Genomic DNA, 17,351 nt, shown 5'->3' with positions numbered 1-17,351 from the left:
ATAATATTCAGACGCGATAAATCAATATAATATTTAGATGCGATAAATCAATATAATATTCAGACGCGATAAATCGCGTCTCTACTTATTTCTGGTTTCGTCGCTTGCAATTCTATCGTCATTATAAATATCGGTGCGGTAATTTTCATCATCACCTTCAAGGATTTTTATATAACTATTGTAACGAGTCCAAGAAATTTTATCTTCTTCTAATGCTTTTTTGATGGCGCAATGGGGCTCTTCTTTGTGCAGACAATTATTGAATTTACATTGGTCTTTTAATTTGAAAAACTCCGGAAAATAGCCACTTATTTCTTCTTTTTCCATGTCCACAATTCCGAAACCTTTGATTCCTGGGGTATCGATGATTTTGGCGTCAAACGACAAATCGTACATTTCAGCAAAAGTGGTGGTATGTTGTCCTTGTTTACTTTGTTCGGATATGGTTTTGGTTTTTAGATGCAAACTAGGTTCTAAAGCATTTACTAAAGTAGATTTTCCTACTCCCGAATGACCAGAAAACATCGTGATTTTATCTTTCATTATTCCTTTTAATTCATCTACACCTTTATTTTCGGTAGAAGAAACTCTAAGGCATTGGTAACCAATTTCCTGATAAACATGCTGCATGTACAACTGTTCGTCTAAGGTTGCTCCTTCAAGAGTGTCTATTTTATTGAAAACCAAAATCGTAGTAATACCATAAGCCTCTGCCGTAACCAAAAATCGATCTATAAAATTGAAGGTTGTTGGTGGATTGTCTATCGTAATTAATAGAAAAACGTAATCTAAATTGGATGCAATAATGTGCATTTGATGCGACAAATTAACCGATTTCCGTACAATATAATTTTTCCTGTCGTGAATATGGTGGATGGTTCCTGTGGTAACATCGGAAGTTTCGTCTAATTCATAATCTACCAAATCGCCAACCGCAATTGGGTTAGTGCTTTTGATGCCTTTAATTCGGAATTTCCCTTTGATACGACATTCCATAAAAACGCCTTCCTCCGATTTCACGGTGTACCAACTTCCAGTAGATTTATAAACAAGTCCGGTCATATTTTGGTTGTGGGTTGTAAGTTCTAGGTTCTAGGTTTTATGCTCTAGATCTTGAGTTCTAGGTCTTGCAAATATAGATAAAACTAATTTTAGTTTATTATACTTAGACCTAAAACCCAGAACCTAAAACCTAGAACTCTTTATGAATTAAATATTTTCTCTTGATGGGTAATACTTTCTTGATGAATTGCTTTAAAAAATTGCACAATAAATTCTTCGCTCAATCCTTTTTGGCTTCCATCGGCAATCATTTTATCTAAAACTTCGTTCCAACGTTTGTTTTGTAATACAGCAACATTTTTTTCTTTTTTCAAGGCACCAATACTAGCGGCAACTTTCATTCTTTTACCAATTACCTCTAATAATTTAGCATCAAATTCATCGATTTTTCCTCTAAGTTGGTTCAATCGTTGTTGGTAATCGTCAGCATCATCCGTTTCTTTTCGGATGGTTAAATCGGAAATAATTTTCTTTAATTGAGTTGGTGTTACTTGTTGGGCTTTGTCACTCCAAGCATTGTCTGGATCGATGTGGGTTTCGATAATCATTCCATCGTAATTCAAATCGAGTGCCTCTTGCGCCACTTGAAAAATCATATCGCGATTTCCGGTTATATGCGAAGGATCGATAATTAAAGGTATATCGGGGAATTTATGTTGGAAATCAATCGCAATTTGCCATTCGGGATTGTTTCGGTATTTTGTTTTTTCATAAGTAGAAAACCCCCTGTGGATGACTCCTAATTTTTTGATTCCGGCATTATACAAACGTTCTACACCACCAATCCACAAAGCCAAATCGGGGTTTACAGGGTTTTTTACCAAAACAATTTTATCGGTATTTTGCAATGCATCGGCAATTTCTTGCACGGCAAATGGATTCACCGTGGTTCTTGCACCAATCCAAAGCACATCGATATCGTGTTCTAACGCCAATTTTACGTGAGCCGCATTGGCAACTTCCACCGCCATAAGCAAGCCAGTTTCGGCTTTGGCTTTTTGCAACCACTTCAATCCGATTTCACCAACACCTTCAAATCCACCTGGGCGTGTTCTTGGTTTCCAAATCCCAGCACGAAAAATCGATACTTTAGAATCTTTCAATTCGTGGGCAATTTTCAATACTTGTTCTTCCGTCTCAGCACTACAAGGCCCAGCAATTACTATTGGATGTGGTAAATGGAAATCATTTAACCAAGTTCGCATTTCTTTATTGTTTTCCATGGTATTTTAGTTGGAAGAAGGGAGTTGGAAGTTGGAAGAAATCTTCTGGCTTACTCTCAAATTTTAAATTTTAGACAAAATTAGTAAACCTATAGGAACTAACGTAAAAACATTTACCAAATGTGCGTTAAATAATTAATATACGAGTGATTTTGGACAGTTCAGTACAACGATTTCTTAGAAATTCCTTTTTTTAAATCATAAAATCATTTATTATCCGTTATAAGTTTTAATCGTTTTTAGATTTCCTTTATTAATTATTACATTTGCTTCAAATATCAAGTTATGTCTATAGAAGTTCAAAATATTTCCAAAAGTTATGGCGCTCAAAAAGCGCTAGACAACGTTTCGTTTTCGGTAAAAAAAGGAGAAATTGTTGGTTTTCTGGGTCCGAATGGTGCCGGAAAATCTACTTTGATGAAAATTTTGACTACTTATATTAATGCCGATGAAGGTACTGCCTTGGTAAATGGCAATGATGTAAACGAAAATCAAAAAGCAGTACAACTTTCGGTTGGATATTTGGCAGAGCACAATCCGTTGTATTTGGATTTGTATGTTCGGGAATATTTGGCTTTTAATGCCGATGTGTATAAAGTGGCCAAATCTCGAATTGAAGAAGTGATTCAATTGACTGGATTAACTTCAGAAAGTCATAAAAAAATAGGCGAATTGTCTAAAGGATACCGCCAAAGAGTGGGATTGGCAACGGCATTGTTACACAATCCCGATGTTTTGATTTTGGACGAACCTACCACAGGATTGGATCCGAATCAATTGGTGGAGATTAGAAATGTGATTAAAAATGTAGGCAAAAACAAAACTGTTTTTCTTTCTACGCACATCATGCAGGAAGTAGAAGCCATTTGCGATAGAGTAATTATCATCAACAACGGGAAAATAGTTACCGACAAAAAACTAGACAAATTGGTTTCTGAAATTAAGGAACAAGTGATTGAAGTGGAATTTGACAAAGTGGTTGACGAAGCTTTATTTTCTAAATTATCGGAATTAAAATCCTATAAAAATACCCACGATAAAGTTTGGGAATTGACTTTTGAAACCGAAAACGACTGCCGTTCCTCGGTATTTGACTTTGCTCAAGAAAATGGATTGAAGACCTTACAACTAAACTTGAAAAGCAAAAACTTGGAGGAGATTTTTAGAGAAAAAACGTCTGAAAAAGGTACGAGGTAAAAGGTACGAGGTACGAAGTTTAGCGTATTGCGTCAGTTTTTCTTTAATTACTGTTGAAGTATTACGATTAGTGATTCATAAACGGAGATTTCACAAAACAATGTTTCTTTTTTAGCCCGGATAGAAGTGGAAAGCTTTTTGAAATGGAAAGCTAATTTTTTGTTGCTAGAAAATAGCGACCATAGGAAGCTATTTTTATAGCTTACAAAAATAGCTTGACATGAAAAAACTTGCAACGGATAGCCGGAAAATGGCTTACTAAAATGCCTAAAGTTTCGCTACTAATTTCTTGACAACTTAAATGGCAATAGATAAACTTATTCTATTATATTTGTGCCACTAAAATTTTAGGATGGGAAGGTTTTCTTTTATACTTTTTTTATTTTCATTGACTGTTTTTGGGCAGAAAAATAACGATACCAATGCGCTAGAAGTTTCGTTTTTGCAGGGAAATGTTATTCCGCACACCAAAGATTTATACCATTTACAGGGACATGCCGACGGGTTGATGCTTAGTTTCATTAAGCAAACGCACGGTAAAGACGAATGGCATTCGGCCTATAATTTCCCGGATTATGGGGTGTATTTGGAATATCAAAATTACAATAATGATTTTCTTGGAAAGGTTTATGCGGCTGGAGTTTTATATAATTTTTATTTCTTTAATAGAAGTTTGGAACTAAAAGTTGCGCAGGGGGTTGGTTATGCCACGAATCCGTATAACAAGGTTGAAAACAGTAAAAACAAAGCATTTGGATCGACTTTGATGGGTAACACTATTTTTGGATTGTTTTATAAAAAGGAGCGACTTATAGATAAATTAGGCCTTCAGGCTGGTTTGCTTTTTACGCATTTTTCTAACGGTAGAACTAAATCACCCAACAGTGGCATCAATACTTTTTTTCTGAATGTTGGCGTGAATTATGATTTTTCAAAGAACACAACTAGAAACATTGACACTGTTGCGGTTAAAAAAGACTATAGCGAACCGCTAAAATATAATTTCGTTTTGCGCAGTGGTTCTAATGAAAGTCAGGTTATTGGAAGTGGGCAACATCCGTTTTACCATGCTTCTTTTTTTGTTGACAAACGGTTTAATAGAAAAAGTGCTTTGCAATTGGGTACCGAACTTTTCTTGACCAATTCGTTTAAGGATTATATAAAATACAAAGCCAATGCCTATACGGAATTGAATATTGACCCGAATACCGATTTCAAAAGAATTGGTTTATTTGTGGGATATGAGTTGTTTGTGAATAAAATTTCCTTGGAAGCACAGGTGGGCTATTATGTTTATCGCCCGTTTGTAAATGACATCGCTCTTTATGACCGAGTTGGATTCAAATACCATTTCACTCCGAAAATATATACTAGTTTTTCTGTAAAAACACATATGTTTTTGGCAGAGGCTTTGGAATTTGGAGTTGGTGTAAGATTATAGAATTATGAGAAAAATAATTATTTTATTGAGTTTTTTATTGGTTTTTATTTCCTGTGAAAAGCCAAGCGAATGCTACGAAAGCACTGGAGATATGGTGACTAGAACAATTCCTGTAAATCCGTTTACACGGATAAAAGTGTATCGCGGTATTGCTGTTGTGATTACAGAAGGACCAGAATACAAAGTGGAGATTAAATCGGGAAGTAACTTAATCGATAATGTTTCGGTTACACAAAACGATAATCAATTGGTGTTTACCGACAATACTACTTGTAATTGGTTGCGCGAATATGGACAAACTACGGTATATGTTACCACGCCAAATTTAGAAGAAATTTATTCTAAAACCGAGCGGAATATTAGTTCTAATGGGACATTAACCTATCCAACCTTGCGGATTTTTGCCTTAGATAAAGATGCCGATGGTGAGGAAGGTGCTGGTACGGGAGATTTTTATTTAACCCTTAACAATTCGCAATTGGTGGTAGAAAATAATAATGTGTCTCGGTATTTTATTTCGGGCACTACCAATGAAGCAAACTTGAATTTATATGCAGGCGATGGACGAATTGATGCTTCCAATTTAACGTCACAAACTATAAAAGTGTACCATCGAGGATCTAACGATATGATAGTACGACCTATGCAAAGCATCACCGGAAAAATGGTGAGCACTGGAGATATTCTTCTGAAGAACAACCCGCCAATTGTTGAGGTGCAGCAATTGTATCAAGGGCATGTAATTTATAATTAGGTTTAAAAAACTTCATTTGCAATAGCCTTAATATTCTCGGCTTTCCCCATAGAATAATAATGCAATACTGGAATTCCAGCAGCAACTAATTCTTTACTTTGTTCGATACACCATTCAATTCCTATTTGTTTAACGTGGTCGTTATCTTTAGCTTTTACTACAGCCATAATTAAATCATCGGGCATTTCTATGCTAAATCGATGCGGAATTAAATTCAGTTGTTTTTTGGTTGCAATTGGTTTTAAACCTGGAATAATTGGAACTGTTATTCCAGCAGCACGGCATTTAGCAACAAAATCAAAGAATTTTTTATTATCGAAAAACATTTGAGTGATGATGTATTGCGCGCCATTTCGGATTTTTTCTTTCAAAAAATGAATGTCACTATCCAAACTTGGAGCTTCCATGTGTTTTTCTGGATAGCCTGCAACGCCAATGCAAAAATTGGTTTTAGCCGAATTTTTTAAATCTTCATCCAGGTAAATTCCGTTATTCAAATTATTGACTTGCAATACCAAATCGGATGCAAATTCATTTCCTTCTTTTTCGGGTTTGAAATAGGTTTCGTTTTTTAAAGCATCGCCACGAAGCGCTACCACATTATCAATTCCTAGAAAATCTAAATCGATTAATAAATTTTCGGTATCTTCTTTAGTAAAGCCACCACATAAAATATGTGGAATAGCATCCACCGAATATTTATTTTGAATTCCAGCACAAATTCCAACCGTTCCCGGACGTTTTTTTACAATTTTCTTTTGCAATAAACCGCTTGGCAATTCTTTAAATTCGTATTCTTCCCGATGATAGGTAACGTCAATAAACGGAGGGTTGAATTCCATTAATGGATCGATACTATCAAAAATAGATTGGATGTTTTGCCCTTTTAAAGGTGGTAAAATTTCAAAAGAAAATAATGGTTTTCCTTGTGCGTTTTCTATGTGTTGTGTTACTTTCATGATTTTTTAGGTTGTGGGTTGTGGGTTGTAGGTTGTAGGTTCTTCCTACTCGCTACTACCTTCAACCTTGGTTAATCTGCTATATTTGGACTTAGCCATTTGTTTGCTTTTTCGGTAGAAATTCCTCTTCGTTTGGCGTAATCTATTACTTGATCTTCTTTTATTTTTCCGAGTCCGAAATACTTGCTTTCTGGATTTGCAAAATAGTAACCCGATACCGAAGATGCTGGCCACATCGCCATGCTTTCGGTTAATCGTACGCCTATTTCTTGTTCGACGTTTAGTAATTTCCAAATGGTTGGTTTTTCCAAATGGTCTGGACATGCCGGATAACCTGGTGCAGGTCGAATTCCTTTGTATTCTTCGGAAATTAAATCTTGATTGGATAAATTTTCATCGGATGCATAACCCCAAATTTCTTTTCGAACTTTTAAATGCAAATATTCGGCAAAGGCTTCCGCCAATCTATCGCCTAATGCTTTTACTAAAATGGAATTATAGTCGTCTAATTGTGTTTCAAATTCGGATGCTTTTTCGTCAACGCCAAAACCTGTTGTTACACAAAAGCATCCTATATAATCTTGTTTTCCAGAATCTTTTGGCGCAACAAAATCGGCCAAAGCAATATTAGGAGCTCCTGCAGTTTTTTGGGATTGTTGTCTTAAAGTTAGAAGATGGAAGATGGAAGATGGAAGTTTAACTTCTATGTCATCATCGTTTATAGTATTTGCAGGAAAAATGCCTAGAATTCCTTTCGCGGTTAGCCATTTTTCGGATACAATTTTCTGCAACATTTCTTGTGCATCAGCAAATAAATTGGTTGCTTGTTCGCCAACTACTTCATCTGTTAAAATAGCAGGATATTTTCCATATAATTCCCACGAACTGAAAAAAGGTGTCCAATCGATAAAATCAACTAATTCGGACAAATCTACTTCCATAGTTTTGGTTCCGAAAAAATTTGGTTTTACTGGATTGAAATTGTCCCAATTTAATTGCAATTTATTTTTTCGTGCGGCTTCTATAGAAAGGTAATTTTTATCGCGACTTCTGTTTAAATATCCTTCTCGAAGTGCATCATATTCTTCTCGGATGGCTTTCACATAGCTGTCTTTGGTTTCGGCTTGCAATAAATTACTTGCTACCGTTACCGCTCTTGAAGCATCGTTTACGTGAACCACCGTTTGTTTGTATTCGGGTGCAATTTTCACAGCCGTATGGGCACGGGAAGTAGTTGCGCCTCCAATCATAATTGGAATTTTGATATTTAATTTGTCTAATTCTTTAGCCAAATAAACCATTTCGTCAAGCGATGGTGTAATCAAACCACTAAGTCCAATAATATCTACATTATGTTCCATTGCTGCTTGGATAATTTTTTCTGGTGGAACCATAACACCTAAATCAATAATTTCAAAATTATTACAACCTAAAACTACTGCAACAATATTTTTTCCAATATCGTGTACATCGCCTTTTACGGTTGCCATTAAAATTTTTCCATTACTTGACGAAGCAGAACTATCTTTTTCAAGTTCAATGAAGGGCAAAAGCTGCGCCACTGCTTTTTTCATCACACGAGCCGATTTTACAACTTGTGGTAAAAACATTTTTCCGCTTCCGAATAAATCTCCCACCACATTCATTCCTGCCATTAGGTTTACTTCGATAACTTCAATGGCTTTGTTGGCTTCTAATCGTGCTTCCTCAACATCCATTTCAATGAATTCATCAATCCCTTTTACTAACGAATGGGTTAGTCGTTCTTGAATAGAACCATTGCGCCATTCCATCCCCCCCTTAATCCCCCCCGAAGGGTGGGAAAGGATACCTTTAAAAGTTTCTGCTAAATCCAATAATCTCTCGGTGGCATCTTCTCTTCTATTTAGTAGTACATCTTCTACATGTTCTAATAGTGTTTTGTCAATTTGATCGTAAATTTCAAGCATTTCTGGGTTTACGATTCCCATGGTCATTCCGTTTTGGATGGCATGGTATAAAAAAGCCGAATGCATGGCCTCACGTACTTTATCGTTACCACGAAACGAAAAGGAAACATTACTCACGCCACCGGAAACTCCTGCATAAGGAAGATTTTCACGAATCCATTTGGTGGCTTTGAAGAAATCTAATGCGTTTAATTTATGTTCGTCCATTCCGGTTGCAACCGGAAAAATATTCGGATCAAAAATGATGTCTTGCGCTGGAAAATGCACTTCATTTACCAGAATATCATAACTTCTTTTGCAAATTTCTATACGTCTTTCGTAAGTATCGGCTTGACCGTTTTCGTCAAATGCCATTATGATTACCGCTGCACCATATCGTTTTATTAATTTGGCATGGTGGATAAATTGCGCTTCTCCTTCTTTTAAAGAAATAGAATTGACAACCCCTTTTCCTTGAATAACTTTCAAACCTGCTTCAATGATTTCCCATTTGGAACTATCAATCATCACAGGAACTCGAGCAATATCGGGTTCGGCAGCAATTAGATTTAGAAATTTAGTCATGGCGTAAACACCATCTAACATTCCTTCATCCATATTAACATCGATGATTTGTGCGCCACCTTCTACTTGTTCTCTTGCTACTGAAAGTGCTTCTTCGTACTTTTCTTCTTTTATTAATCGAAGGAATTTACGAGAACCTGTTACATTAGTTCGTTCACCAACATTTACGAAAATAGAATTTTCATCTACGTAAAGTGGCTCTAAACCGGAAAGTTGTAAATTTATTTTTGACATGTATATTATGTTTTAAGACGCAATGAATTGTTTAAGACGCAATAAATTGCGTCTCTACGCTGCGTGGTTGGAATTCTTTGACAACGTCTGCAATTGCTTTGATGTGCTCTGGTGTTGTGCCACAACAACCACCGATGATGTTTACTAAATTGTCTTTTAGATATTCTCTAATTAAGGCTTGCATTTCTAGCGGTGTTTGATCGTATTGACCAAATGCATTAGGCAAACCGGCATTGGGATGTGCTGATATATTTAATTGGGTATTCATTGCCAAACGTTTTAGGTAAGGCTTTAATTGGTCGGCGCCCAAAGCGCAATTAAACCCTATGCTTAACAACGGAATGTGGGCAATGGAGATTAAAAATGCTTCAACGGTTTGACCTGAAAGGGTTCTTCCAGAAGCATCGGTGATGGTTCCAGAAACCATTACGGGAATATTTATATTGCGTTCTTCTTTTACTTCTTCGATGGCAAAAAGTGCTGCTTTTGCATTTAAAGTATCAAATATTGTTTCGACTAATAAAACGTCGCAACCACCATCCATTAAGGCTTCTACTTGCTGTTTGTAGGCAATGCGCAAACCGTCAAAAGTTACGGCACGATATCCTGGATCGTTTACGTCTGGACTCATGGATGCGGTTCTGTTGGTTGGTCCTATGGAGCCAGCAACAAAACGGGATCTATCGGTGAATTCATCGGCTACTTCTCGGGCAATTTTAGCCGATTGGTAATTTAGTTCGTAGACGATATCTTCTAGGTGGTAATCGGCCATTCCGATGGTGGTTCCTGAGAAGGTATTGGTTTCTACAATATCGGCTCCTGCTTGAAAATACAAACGGTGGACTTGTTTAACAGCTTCGGGTTGGGTGATGGAAAGTAAGTCGTTGTTGCCTTTTAAGGGATGTGGGAAATCTTTAAATCGCTCGCCACGGAAATCTTCTTCCGAGAAGTTGTTTCGTTGCAACATGGTTCCCATAGCGCCGTCGAGCACTAGGATTCTTTCTTTTATTGCTTGTTCTATTTTAGTCATAGTTTCTATTTCACAGAGGTTCACTAAGTTTTCACTAAGTGTCTCAAAGATTATTTTTTTTTCTGCTAAGCTTACGATGGATTATCAAGGCTAACAGGTTTTATTCTCGCTAAGACGCAAAGGCGCAAAATCTTTATTTTTTTAAGCCATTTAGGAAATATGAGTTTTTTAAGAAATGGTTCTTTTGGAAACTTAATATTTACAAAAAAGGTTGGTTCTTTAGCCCCGATTGAAGTGGAAATCCTCGCCATTTTTCTTGGCGAGATTGCAACGAAAAGCGGGAAAATGGTTTACTAAAATGCGCAAGCCATTCGCTCCAAATTATTCCAATAGTCAAATGACTTATGGAAGTTCGGTACTCAATTATGTAGGTTATCGGGGAAAGTGAGAAGGGAATTTCTCGTGGTTATCTTTGTTTGATTTTCAAACTAGAATGTAGCACCTTCTACAGGGTAGGGTTGCTAAGCTTTCATCGGGTCTATTCCCTCGGGCTTTCGTGATAACAAGCAATAAGTTTAAGAACAGTGCAAAGTAAGGTCATAGAATTTAGATTTACAACATTTATTTTAAAAATTAACTATAACGTTTAAGTGAATTTTTAAAAAAACTTTGATAATAATTTGCAATTCAATTTGATTTCATACATTTGCACTCAGAATAAAGAGGAAGAATTTGAACTGATTGCAACCTCGTTAAAAAATGCTAAAGCAGAACCTCTTCTTTAGTATTTTTTTTGCAATTCTCATTTTTCTTCATAAAAATTAAATTAATTAATACTGATTTTTCAGTATAAAAACTAAATTATTATGGCATATTTATTTACGTCAGAGTCAGTGAGTGAAGGACATCCAGACAAAGTTGCGGATCAAATTTCGGACGCATTAATTGATAACTTTTTAGCATTTGATCCAGAATCAAAAGTAGCTTGCGAAACCTTAGTTACTACAGGTCAAGTTATTCTTGCAGGAGAAGTTAAGTCGAACACTTATCTTGATGTGCAAACGATAGCTAGAGATGTAATCAAGAAAATTGGTTATACCAAAAGCGAATACATGTTTGAAGCTAATTCTTGTGGCGTGCTTTCTGCAATACACGAACAATCTGCCGATATCAACCAAGGAGTGGATAGAGCTAATAAAGAAGAACAAGGCGCTGGTGACCAAGGGATGATGTTTGGTTATGCTACTAACGAAACCGAAAACTACATGCCTTTGGCTTTAGATTTATCGCATGCTTTATTGATTGAATTGGCTAATTTAAGAAGAGAAAATTCTGAAATTACCTATCTACGCCCTGATGCTAAATCACAAGTAACCTTAGAATATTCGGACGATAATAAACCACAACGAATTGATGCCATTGTAATTTCTACCCAACACGATGATTTTGATGAAGAAGCAATCATGTTGGCGAAAATTAAAAGCGATTTAATCTCTATTTTAATTCCTAGAATTAAAGCTAAATATCCGCAATATGCTCATTTTTTTAACGACAATATCACTTACCATATAAACCCAACGGGTAAATTTGTAATTGGTGGACCTCACGGCGATACCGGTTTAACAGGTAGAAAAATTATTGTAGATACTTATGGCGGAAAAGGTGCTCACGGTGGTGGTGCTTTCTCAGGAAAAGATCCAAGTAAAGTAGATAGAAGTGCTGCTTATGCAACACGTCATATTGCTAAAAACTTAGTTGCTGCTGGATTATGTGACCAAGTTTTGGTTCAAGTTTCGTATGCAATTGGGGTTGCAAAACCAACCTCTATTTATGTAGATACCTACGGAACTGCTAAAGTTGGCTTAACTGATGGAGCAATTAGCACTATTGTAGAAGGAATCTTTGATATGCGTCCGTACTTTATTGAGCAACGTTTAAAACTAAGAAATCCAATATATAGTGAAACTGCAGCATACGGACACATGGGAAGAACTCCAGAAACCGTAACTAAAACTTTTTCTGCACCAGGAGGAAACGAAAAAACAATAACCGTAGAATTGTTTACTTGGGAAAAATTAGATTTCGTAGACCAAGTTAAAGCAGCTTTTAACTTATAAGAATTTATTTAATTATACTTAAAAACAGCAGTTTCCAATTGGTAACTGCTGTTTTTTTATGTTTAATTGTTGAATTATAATTTTCATGGCGTGCCCCTTCGGGTCGGGCTGTCCGCTGTATCTTTGCTTTTTTGCTCGTGACCTCGCAGTAAAAAGCAAAGGATGCCGCTACCATCCCTCACGCAACACGTTTAGAATTCTTTAGAACTTTCAGTTTTTCAAATTCTATATGAAATATACTAGTACACTATTTCTCTAAAATTGATTTCGCTTCTACATCCGGTCTAGCGTAATCTAATCGGTCAATTAGTTTGGGTAAAGCATATCCATCCAAACCATTTATTGCAATAACATTTGCCTTATCTAGTTGTAGCCAATAATCTTTATGGAGTAAATTGTCTTCAAAAAACAAACTCTCAATAGAGGCTATAACATGGACTGTATCATTTTCTTTAATATAATACTCGTTGAGGTATTTGCAATGTAATTGAATAGGACTTCCCTTTACAAAAGGAATGGCAATTCCTTCTTTATACTCTTCAGTCAAGTTAGTTTTATCAAATTCTGAAATGTTTTCGTCATAATTGGCAGAAGTATGGTGCGCTGCTACAATCATGCTTTCGGTTATATGATTTACTGTAAAAAAACCAACTTCTTTAATGTTAGTATAGGTATCCCTTTTTACAGAAAGTGGGCGAGTGATAAAGCTTATCATCGGCGGATTGCTTCCAATGTGAGTAACGCTGCTGAAAACGGCTACGTTAGAAATTCCAGAAGCCGATTTGGTTACAATTAAATTTGCCGATTTATATCCGGTACAAGAATTGACCAAATTCAACCTTCTAATTTTATCCATCTCGTTAATGTCTTCTTTTGTGAAATTTCTCATCCTGTAATTTTTGTCAAAGATACATTTTGTTTATTTAAAATATAAAAAGACTAAACAAAATAAATTCTTAACACAAGAATTTAATTAGTTTCCTGTAAATTGATGCATTTATTCTGTAATTTTGCTCAACTTTTTTATTCGATTCAATGCAAACTCCTCAAAAAATTGCTGTCGTAGGTTCCGGATTAGTTGGAACCTTATTAGCAATATATCTTAAAAAATTAGGACATACTGTTCATGTTTATGACAGAAGTCCGGATATAAGAACCGTAGAATTTTCAGGACGTTCTATCAACCTTGTGATGTCCAATCGAGGTTGGAAAGCAATGCAAGACGTAGGCTTGGAAAATGAAATCCGAAAAATTGGGATTCCAGTAGATAAACGTGCTATCCATACCCAAGACGACACCTTGCAATACCAATATTATGGAAAAGAAGGAGAGGCTATTTTTTCCTTATCCCGTGGGGTATTGAATCGTAGAATGATTGATCTGGCAGAAGATGCTGGAGTAGAATTCTTTTTTGATCATAAAATATGGGATGTCACTCTAGCCGATGCTACTTTGCATATTGGCGAATCCGAAAGAGGGGAGTGGGAAGATATAAAATACGATAAGGTTTTTGGTGCTGATGGGGCTTTTTCTAGGATTAGACATAGAATGCAAAGGCAATCGATGTTTGATTATTCACAAGAATTCATGAAGATTGGCTATAAGGAATTACACATTCCAGCCAATGCAGATGGTACTCATAAAATTGACAAAAACTCGCTACACATCTGGCCTCGAGGCAACTTTATGTTGATGGCTTTGTCTAATCTAGACGGAACGTTTACCTGTACTTTGTTCATGCCGTTTGAAGGAGAAAATTCTTTTGAACAATTGAAAGATGAAGCAAGTTTGGTCGCTTTCTTTGCAAAATATTTTCCAGACACTAAAGAAGTAATTCCCGATTTAGTGCAGGATTTCTTTAAAAATCCTACTAGTTATTTGGCAATAATGAAATGTTATCCTTGGACCTATGAAGATAAAGTTGCTTTAATTGGCGATTCAGCGCATGCCATTGTACCTTTTTATGGTCACGGAATGAATGCTGGCTTTGAAGATATTACTGTATTAAGTGAATTGATTACTAAGTATGGCGATGATTGGAAGATGATTTTTTCAGAATATCAAAAATCACGTAAGCCAAATGCCGATGCTATTACCGAACTTTCCAGAAGAAATTTTGTAGAAATGAGTTCTAAAACAGCCGACGAAAAATTCCTTTTACAAAAGAAAATTGAAAAATGGTTCTCCGATAAACATCCTAATAAATGGATGCCACTATACAGCCGAGTAACATTTAGTTTGCAACCCTATTCGGAAGCACTTGCCATTGGCGATTTCCAAAATAAAATTATGGACGAAGTGATGCAAATTTCAAACATCGAAGAAAAATGGGATTCAGTAGAAGTAGAAAACTTGATTATAAAATTATTAAATTCCAATTAAGAAATTCCAAATTCCAAATTTCACTATCGCTGGAATTTGGAATTTAAAAACTGGAATTTCACTCCCGATGTACTTTGTTAAAATCAAATGCCGGAGTACAAATGGCGATATACTCGCAAGGTTCGTCAAACGGATTTGAATATTGCACTCGTGTATTTTTATCTATTTTAATAGATTGACCTGCTTCTAATATTATAGTTTCCCCTTCAATAATAAATTGCTTTTTACCAGAAATGATATAGGTGTATTCTTCAAACTCTGGCGTTTGAAAAGGCTCACTCCATTTGGGTGGCGCTATCATGTGTGCAATAGAAATTTCTTGATTTCCAGTAGTTGGTATTCCGTGGTGTTCTTCAATTAGTTTGCCGTCGGTTGTAGGAACTACAAAAGGTGCTTTTTGAATTAAGTATTTTTTCATTTTACCGCAAAGGCGCTAATTTGCCAATTATATTACAAAGTTAATTTTATTTTGGCTTTCGAAGTGAATTTACCACAAATTTTCTATATTCTACCAAAACTAAAAAGCACATTTCTATAAAATTAGGATTCTATTTTAAGTTTCATTTGCAAAAACAATGATATTAAGCGAATATTATTTTTTTTTGGATAAAAACAAATAATAAATTTGGTTTTTAGCTTTTTAAATGACTAATTACTATTTCAATAATTTGAAATAGTAATCCATAAAAATAAGATTAATAATATTTTAACCTTTTTTTATCATTTTTCTAAACAATATTAATAAGTATTTAGAGTTATTAATAATTGTTAGTTTAGGGACTGCTAATGTTAAGTTTATGTTACCGAAAACGTTTTCGTAAATAGACCAATAATTAAAAGTAAAAAAAAGTTTTTTTATTACAACTAAAAAATTAAATTTGCTCCTATTCAAGTTTATTACAACTAAAACTTATAAATTATTAAAAACTATTAAATTTAAAAAAAAATGGCAAACGCAAAAAAAGAAAATGGGGCTAATGGTGGCGGAATGATGACAGGGATTATCATCGCATCTTGTATCTTTGTAGGATTTTTAGTATGGAAATTTATCATGGGATCTGCAAGTAATTTCGAAAACGAAAAAGCAATGTTAGATGCAGGAGCTGAAGCAGGTCATCCAAAAGCAGGAAATTATCTAGCAATGGTTTATAAAGGAGGGGCAATAGTTCCAGTATTGTTAGGTTGTTTATTAATGGTTATCGTATTTTCTTTTGAAAGATTTTTTGTAATTTCTAAAGCTTCTGGAACAGGAAATTTAGATAAATTTATGTCAAATATTCAAAGTAATATTTCTCAAGGTAATATTGAAGATGCAATAGCTACTTGTGATAAACAAAAAGGATCTGTTGCAAATGCAATAAAATCAGCGTTAATTAAATACCAAGAAGTTAAAAAAGAAGGTTTCAACAGCGAAGAAGCATCAGAAATGATTCACAAAGAAATCGAAGAAGCTACTTCTCTTGAAATGCCAATGTTAGAAAAACACATGACTATTCTTTCTACTTTAGTATCTTTAGGTACTCTTGCTGGATTATTAGGAACAGTTACAGGTATGATTAAAGCGTTTGGTGCATTAGCATCTTCAGGAACTCCTGATCAATCCATGCTTGCAAACGGTATCTCTGAAGCACTTATTAATACTGCAACAGGAATTTCTACTTCTGCTTTAGCAATTGTAATGTACAATCTTTTTACATCTAAAATTGATACTTTAACGTATTCTATTGATGAAGCAGGTACTGCAATTGTGAATTCTTACAGAAGAATGAGAGGAAGTATTAAATAATAATTAATTTTTTTGAAATTAATTTTTTCAAAGAAATAATAAAAAGATAAAAATGGCTAAAATAAAAATGTCCAAAAAGGCAGCGTCTATTGATATGACCGCTATGTGTGATGTAGCCTTTCTTCTGCTTACGTTCTTCATTTTGACTGCAACAGCAAAACAACCAGAACCATTGCCAGTGCAAACACCAGCCTCTACGGTTTTAACTAAGCTTCCTGAAACAGGATTAGTTACTTTAACGGTTGGTCAAACTAAGGACGGGCAAAGTGTGTTCTTCGGTATGAAAGATAGAGACGTTCGTGCTAAAACCCTTGAATTAATGGGGGAGAAGTATGGTGTGAAATTTACTCCTGCCGAAATAGCTCAGTTTTCTTTGATCGAAGATTTTGGCGTTCCAGTTTCTGGGTTGAAGCAATTAATTGCAATGCCAGGAGCAAAAAGAAATACAGCTGGTGTTCAGCCAGGTATTCCTATGGATTCATTAAATAATGAATTAAAGGATTGGGTTATGTATGTCAGAAAAGCTAATAACGTAGATCTAGCTAAAGATAAAGAATTGGACTTCGCGATAAAAGGCGATGCTAAACAACAATATCCTCAAATTAGAAAAATTATGGATTTGTTACAAGATCAAAAAATAAATAATTTTGCTTTAGTTACTGGTTTAAGAGCCAAACCTAAAACAGAATAATTTTAATAATAATTTAAAAGAT

14 protein-coding genes and 1 riboswitch are annotated in these 17,351 nt (G+C 35.2%); of the genes, 7 read left to right on the top strand and 7 right to left on the bottom strand.

Annotated elements, in window-relative coordinates; all coding sequences use genetic code 11:
- Positions 1 to 81: 81 nt before the first annotated feature.
- Entirely contained in the window at positions 82 to 1,062 is a 981-nt protein-coding gene (rsgA, locus tag ACIQ2J_RS05050) for a ribosome small subunit-dependent GTPase A (protein WP_396167291.1), read from the bottom strand.
- Positions 1,063 to 1,202: 140 nt separating this feature from the next.
- Positions 1,203 to 2,285: a chorismate mutase gene (locus tag ACIQ2J_RS05045; RefSeq protein ID WP_396167288.1), complete on the bottom strand. Its 1,083-nt coding sequence runs from the start codon at positions 2,283 to 2,285 to the stop codon at positions 1,203 to 1,205.
- 285 nt (positions 2,286 to 2,570) lie between these two features.
- Between ACIQ2J_RS05045 and gldA the strand changes: the two genes are divergently transcribed.
- The 3 genes from gldA (at position 2,571) to ACIQ2J_RS05030 (ending at position 5,677) form a co-directional block, all read left to right on the top strand.
- The gene (gldA, locus tag ACIQ2J_RS05040; RefSeq protein WP_396167287.1) at positions 2,571 to 3,482 is read left to right on the top strand and encodes a gliding motility-associated ABC transporter ATP-binding subunit GldA; all 912 of its coding nucleotides are present in this window, start codon (positions 2,571 to 2,573) and stop codon (positions 3,480 to 3,482) included.
- 352 nt (positions 3,483 to 3,834) lie between these two features.
- The gene (locus tag ACIQ2J_RS05035; RefSeq protein ID WP_396167286.1) at positions 3,835 to 4,923 is read left to right on the top strand and encodes an acyloxyacyl hydrolase; all 1,089 of its coding nucleotides are present in this window, start codon (positions 3,835 to 3,837) and stop codon (positions 4,921 to 4,923) included.
- Between the two features lie 4 nt (positions 4,924 to 4,927).
- Entirely contained in the window at positions 4,928 to 5,677 is a 750-nt protein-coding gene (locus ACIQ2J_RS05030; protein WP_396167285.1) for a head GIN domain-containing protein, read from the top strand.
- Positions 5,678 to 5,679: 2 nt separating this feature from the next.
- On the opposite strand, the gene metF is transcribed toward ACIQ2J_RS05030, so the two are convergent.
- The 3 genes from metF to ACIQ2J_RS05015 all read right to left on the bottom strand — a co-directional run bounded on the left by metF (position 5,680) and on the right by ACIQ2J_RS05015 (position 10,413).
- Positions 5,680 to 6,636 carry a methylenetetrahydrofolate reductase [NAD(P)H] gene (gene metF / locus ACIQ2J_RS05025; protein ID WP_396167284.1) on the bottom strand — a complete coding sequence of 319 codons (957 nt, stop codon included), beginning with the start codon at positions 6,634 to 6,636 and terminating at the stop codon, positions 5,680 to 5,682.
- Positions 6,637 to 6,707: 71 nt separating this feature from the next.
- Positions 6,708 to 9,383, bottom strand: a complete 2,676-nt coding sequence (gene metH / locus ACIQ2J_RS05020) for a methionine synthase (protein WP_396167283.1) — start codon at positions 9,381 to 9,383, stop codon at positions 6,708 to 6,710.
- Between the two features lie 31 nt (positions 9,384 to 9,414).
- Complete coding sequence (locus ACIQ2J_RS05015; protein WP_396167281.1) at positions 9,415 to 10,413, bottom strand: homocysteine S-methyltransferase family protein; 999 nt, start codon at positions 10,411 to 10,413, stop codon at positions 9,415 to 9,417.
- A 403-nt stretch (positions 10,414 to 10,816) separates the two neighbouring features.
- A riboswitch (SAM riboswitch) is annotated at positions 10,817 to 10,919 on the bottom strand.
- 300 nt (positions 10,920 to 11,219) lie between these two features.
- Between ACIQ2J_RS05015 and metK the strand changes: the two genes are divergently transcribed.
- Positions 11,220 to 12,470, top strand: a complete 1,251-nt coding sequence (gene metK / locus ACIQ2J_RS05010) for a methionine adenosyltransferase (protein ID WP_396167280.1) — start codon at positions 11,220 to 11,222, stop codon at positions 12,468 to 12,470.
- A 247-nt stretch (positions 12,471 to 12,717) separates the two neighbouring features.
- Here the strand turns inward: metK and ACIQ2J_RS05005 are convergent, their stop codons facing one another.
- Entirely contained in the window at positions 12,718 to 13,359 is a 642-nt protein-coding gene (locus ACIQ2J_RS05005) for a flavin reductase family protein (protein WP_396167279.1), read from the bottom strand.
- Positions 13,360 to 13,505: 146 nt separating this feature from the next.
- On the opposite strand from ACIQ2J_RS05005, the gene ACIQ2J_RS05000 reads away from it, so the two are divergent.
- Positions 13,506 to 14,852, top strand: coding sequence for an FAD-dependent oxidoreductase (locus ACIQ2J_RS05000; protein WP_396167278.1), 1,347 nt, complete (start codon positions 13,506 to 13,508; stop codon positions 14,850 to 14,852).
- Between the two features lie 58 nt (positions 14,853 to 14,910).
- Here ACIQ2J_RS05000 and ACIQ2J_RS04995 read toward each other — a convergent pair whose 3' ends face one another.
- Positions 14,911 to 15,270 (bottom strand): cupin domain-containing protein, encoded by a 360-nt coding sequence (locus ACIQ2J_RS04995; RefSeq protein ID WP_396167277.1) that lies wholly within the window; start codon positions 15,268 to 15,270, stop codon positions 14,911 to 14,913.
- A gap of 528 nt (positions 15,271 to 15,798) precedes the next feature.
- Here ACIQ2J_RS04995 and ACIQ2J_RS04990 point away from each other — a divergent pair.
- The gene (locus ACIQ2J_RS04990; protein WP_396167276.1) at positions 15,799 to 16,638 is read left to right on the top strand and encodes a MotA/TolQ/ExbB proton channel family protein; all 840 of its coding nucleotides are present in this window, start codon (positions 15,799 to 15,801) and stop codon (positions 16,636 to 16,638) included.
- A 52-nt stretch (positions 16,639 to 16,690) separates the two neighbouring features.
- Entirely contained in the window at positions 16,691 to 17,329 is a 639-nt protein-coding gene (locus ACIQ2J_RS04985; protein ID WP_396167274.1) for an ExbD/TolR family protein, read from the top strand.
- Positions 17,330 to 17,351 lie beyond the last annotated feature (22 nt).

Source organism: Flavobacterium sp. (assembly GCF_044357305.1).
In the GTDB taxonomy this organism is placed as follows: domain Bacteria; phylum Bacteroidota; class Bacteroidia; order Flavobacteriales; family Flavobacteriaceae; genus Flavobacterium.
The sequence above is the reverse complement of the archived record's forward strand: the minus strand, read 5'-3'. Positions and strand labels throughout refer to the sequence as shown.

What these genes read in the sequence shown, in the direction of transcription:
- rsgA (WP_396167291.1), bottom strand. Translation starts at nt 1,062, where the DNA reads ATGACCGGACTTGTTTATAAATCTACTGGAAGTTGGTACACCGTGAAA.
- ACIQ2J_RS05045 (WP_396167288.1), bottom strand. Translation starts at nt 2,285, where the DNA reads ATGGAAAACAATAAAGAAATGCGAACTTGGTTAAATGATTTCCATTTA.
- gldA (WP_396167287.1), top strand. Translation starts at nt 2,571, where the DNA reads ATGTCTATAGAAGTTCAAAATATTTCCAAAAGTTATGGCGCTCAAAAA.
- ACIQ2J_RS05035 (WP_396167286.1), top strand. Translation starts at nt 3,835, where the DNA reads ATGGGAAGGTTTTCTTTTATACTTTTTTTATTTTCATTGACTGTTTTT.
- ACIQ2J_RS05030 (WP_396167285.1), top strand. Translation starts at nt 4,928, where the DNA reads ATGAGAAAAATAATTATTTTATTGAGTTTTTTATTGGTTTTTATTTCC.
- metF (WP_396167284.1), bottom strand. Translation starts at nt 6,636, where the DNA reads ATGAAAGTAACACAACACATAGAAAACGCACAAGGAAAACCATTATTT.
- metH (WP_396167283.1), bottom strand. Translation starts at nt 9,383, where the DNA reads ATGTCAAAAATAAATTTACAACTTTCCGGTTTAGAGCCACTTTACGTA.
- ACIQ2J_RS05015 (WP_396167281.1), bottom strand. Translation starts at nt 10,413, where the DNA reads ATGACTAAAATAGAACAAGCAATAAAAGAAAGAATCCTAGTGCTCGAC.
- metK (WP_396167280.1), top strand. Translation starts at nt 11,220, where the DNA reads ATGGCATATTTATTTACGTCAGAGTCAGTGAGTGAAGGACATCCAGAC.
- ACIQ2J_RS05005 (WP_396167279.1), bottom strand. Translation starts at nt 13,359, where the DNA reads ATGAGAAATTTCACAAAAGAAGACATTAACGAGATGGATAAAATTAGA.
- ACIQ2J_RS05000 (WP_396167278.1), top strand. Translation starts at nt 13,506, where the DNA reads ATGCAAACTCCTCAAAAAATTGCTGTCGTAGGTTCCGGATTAGTTGGA.
- ACIQ2J_RS04995 (WP_396167277.1), bottom strand. Translation starts at nt 15,270, where the DNA reads ATGAAAAAATACTTAATTCAAAAAGCACCTTTTGTAGTTCCTACAACC.
- ACIQ2J_RS04990 (WP_396167276.1), top strand. Translation starts at nt 15,799, where the DNA reads ATGGCAAACGCAAAAAAAGAAAATGGGGCTAATGGTGGCGGAATGATG.
- ACIQ2J_RS04985 (WP_396167274.1), top strand. Translation starts at nt 16,691, where the DNA reads ATGGCTAAAATAAAAATGTCCAAAAAGGCAGCGTCTATTGATATGACC.